The sequence below is a fragment of the Halorubrum sp. SD612 genome (assembly GCF_002135005.1).
The window spans coordinates 1-2,520 of record NZ_NEWI01000257.1 but is presented as its reverse complement, the minus strand read 5'-3'; the positions used below and the strand labels follow the sequence as shown (position 1 = coordinate 2,520).

The 2,520-nt window shown below is 72.1% G+C and carries 3 protein-coding genes and 1 tRNA gene; 3 read left to right on the top strand and 1 reads right to left on the bottom strand.

Going from position 1 to position 2,520, the window contains the following annotated elements:
- Positions 1-1,048, top strand: a 1,048-nt coding sequence (gene glyS, locus B9G38_RS16045) for a glycine--tRNA ligase (protein ID WP_086221041.1), incomplete at its 5' end; no start/stop codon positions are given.
- A gap of 4 nt (positions 1,049-1,052) precedes the next feature.
- Positions 1,053-1,676, top strand: a complete 624-nt coding sequence (locus B9G38_RS16040; protein WP_086221040.1) for a dolichol kinase — start codon at positions 1,053-1,055, stop codon at positions 1,674-1,676.
- Positions 1,677-1,724: 48 nt separating this feature from the next.
- Here B9G38_RS16040 and B9G38_RS16035 read toward each other — a convergent pair.
- Positions 1,725-1,809 (bottom strand) — tRNA-Ser (locus B9G38_RS16035).
- A gap of 150 nt (positions 1,810-1,959) precedes the next feature.
- Here B9G38_RS16035 and B9G38_RS16030 point away from each other — a divergent pair.
- Positions 1,960-2,520 (top strand): MoxR family ATPase (locus B9G38_RS16030; RefSeq protein WP_143415551.1); only part of this gene is annotated, 561 nt, incomplete at its 3' end.

Genomic DNA, 2,520 nt, shown 5'->3' with positions numbered 1-2,520 from the left:
CGGCGGCGACTACCTGAACACGGCCGTCGGCGAGGCGGTCGACGAGGGCGTCATCGGCTCCCCGTGGGTCGGCTACTACCTCGGCGTCGCCCAGGAGTGGTACGAGCGCGTCGGCGTCGACACCGACCGGTTCCGGTTCCGCCAGCACCTCGCGGGCGAGCGCGCCCACTACGCCGCCGACTGCTGGGACGCGGAGAGCGAGGTCGACGGCGACTGGATCGAGATCGCCGGCTTCGCCTACCGCGGCGACTACGACCTCTCGAAGCACGACGAGTACGGCGACGACGCGTTCACCGTGTTCAAGCGCTACGACGAGCCGAAGACCGTCGAGCGCGCGACCGTCGACCCGGACATGTCCGTCTTGGGCCCCGAGTTCGGCGGCGACGCGGCCGCGGTCGCCGAGGCGCTGGAGGCCCTCGCCGAGCGCGACCCGGACGCCTTCGACGGCGAGACTGTCGCGGTCGAAGTGAACGGGGAAACGCGCGAGGTCGACGTCGACGTCGCGAACTTCGCCGTCGAGGAGGTGACCGAGAGCGGCGAGCACATCACGCCCCACGTCGTCGAGCCCTCGTTCGGCGTCGGCCGCACCGTCCAGACGCTGCTCGCGCACGCCTACAGCGAGGACGAGGTCGACGGCGAGGAGCGGACGTACCTCTCCTTGGAGCCCGAGGTCGCGCCGCAGGACGCCGCCGTCTTCCCGCTGGTGACGAACGACGACCGCCTCACCGCGCTGGCCGACGAGGTCGCCGCCGACCTTCGGGCCGCGGGGCTCGCGGTCGCGTACGACGACTCCGGCTCGATCGGCCGCCGCTACCGCCGACAGGACGAGGTCGGCACCCCGTTCTGCGTCACGGTCGACCGCGACGGGATCGAGGGCGACGGCCCGGACACCGTGACGCTCCGCGAGCGCGACTCCGCGGCGCAGGTCCGGATCCCCGTCGCCGACCTCGCGGACGAGCTGACCGCGCTGCGCGGGGGCGAGCCGTTCGCGTCGGTCGCCGAGCGGTACGACGCGGTCGACACCGACGTCGAGACCGCGGGGAACTGAGGGCGTGACGCTCCCGGCCGCGGCGTGGCGCGAGCGCGTGGAGTTCGAGCGGCGGCTGGTCCACGCGAGCGGCACGCTGTACCCGGTCCCGTTCCTGTTGGGCTGGATCTCCTGGGAGACGACGGGGCGGCTGCTCCTCGTGAGCGTCGCGGTCGCGGCCGCACTCGAAGCGCTGCGGCTCTCCGGCTCCGCGGGACCGCTCGACCCGCTGTACGACGCCTTGGTCCGGGAGTACGAGTCGGACAGCGTCGCGGGCTACGCGCTGTATCAGGTGAGCATGGCCGTCACCGCGCTCGTCTTCGCGCCGGTGTTCGCCGTGCCCGCGATGTGGATGCTCTCGGTCGGCGACCCGATAAGCGGCGGGCTCGGCGAGAACGCCGCGACGGAGCCGAAGCGGCTCCCGGTGGTGGCGGCGATGGTGTTCGTCTGCTTCGGGATCGCCGTGCCGTACGCGATCCCCGAGTTCGGCCCCGACCCCGGCGTGATCGTCGCGCTCGCGGGCGCGATCCCGGCGGCGGTCGCCGACGGGCTCCCGCCGCTGATCTACGGCGTGGCCGTCGACGACAACCTCACCATCCCGCCCGCGGCCGCCGGCGGGATGTTCCTCGCGGCCGCGCTGATCGCCTGACGGGCCGCCCGGTGAACCCGTCGCTCGTCGGGCGAAATCGAAGAGAAGCGCCGAGGCGGAGATTTGAACTCCGGTGTCCGAATGGACAGTAGATTTCGAATCTACCGCCTTGGCCAGGCTAGGCTACCTCGGCTCGTCTCCCCGTTGGCCGGTTCCGCTGTTATGCGTTTCGATCGCTTTCGGGCGGCCCGCGGTCCGGCGGCGTCCCGGTCGACGCCCGCCGGAGTCCGAGCCGACGTCCGCCGCCGACAACGCTTTTCGGCCCGGCACCCGTGCGGTCGGTATGGACGTCCCCGAAGCGGCCGACGCCTGCGCCCGCGTCGTCGACGAGGTCGGCGGCGCGGTCGTCGCCGACCGCGAGTTCCTCGAGCGCGTCACGCTCGGCATCCTCGCCCGCGGTCACGTCCTCCTAGAGGACGTGCCCGGGACCGGCAAGACCCTCTCCGCGCGCTCGTTCGCGACCGCGCTCGGCCTGGAGTTCTCCCGGATCCAGTTCACCCCCGACCTCCTCCCCGCCGACGTCACCGGCACCAACGTGTTCGACGAGCGCGACGGTTCCTTCTCGTTTTCGCCCGGCCCGATCTTCGCGAACGTCGTCCTCGCCGACGAGATCAACCGTGCGCCGCCGAAGACGCAGGCGGCCCTGCTGGAGGCGATGGAGGAGGGGCAGGTGACCGTCGACGGCGAGACGCACGAGCTGCCGAGCCCGTTCTACGTGATCGCGACGCAGAACCCGGTCGAGAGCGAGGGCGCGTTCCCGCTGCCGGAGGCCCAGCTCGACCGGTTCACGATCAAGACCTCCATCGGCTACCCCGACGAGGACGGCGAGTTCGAGCTGCTCCGC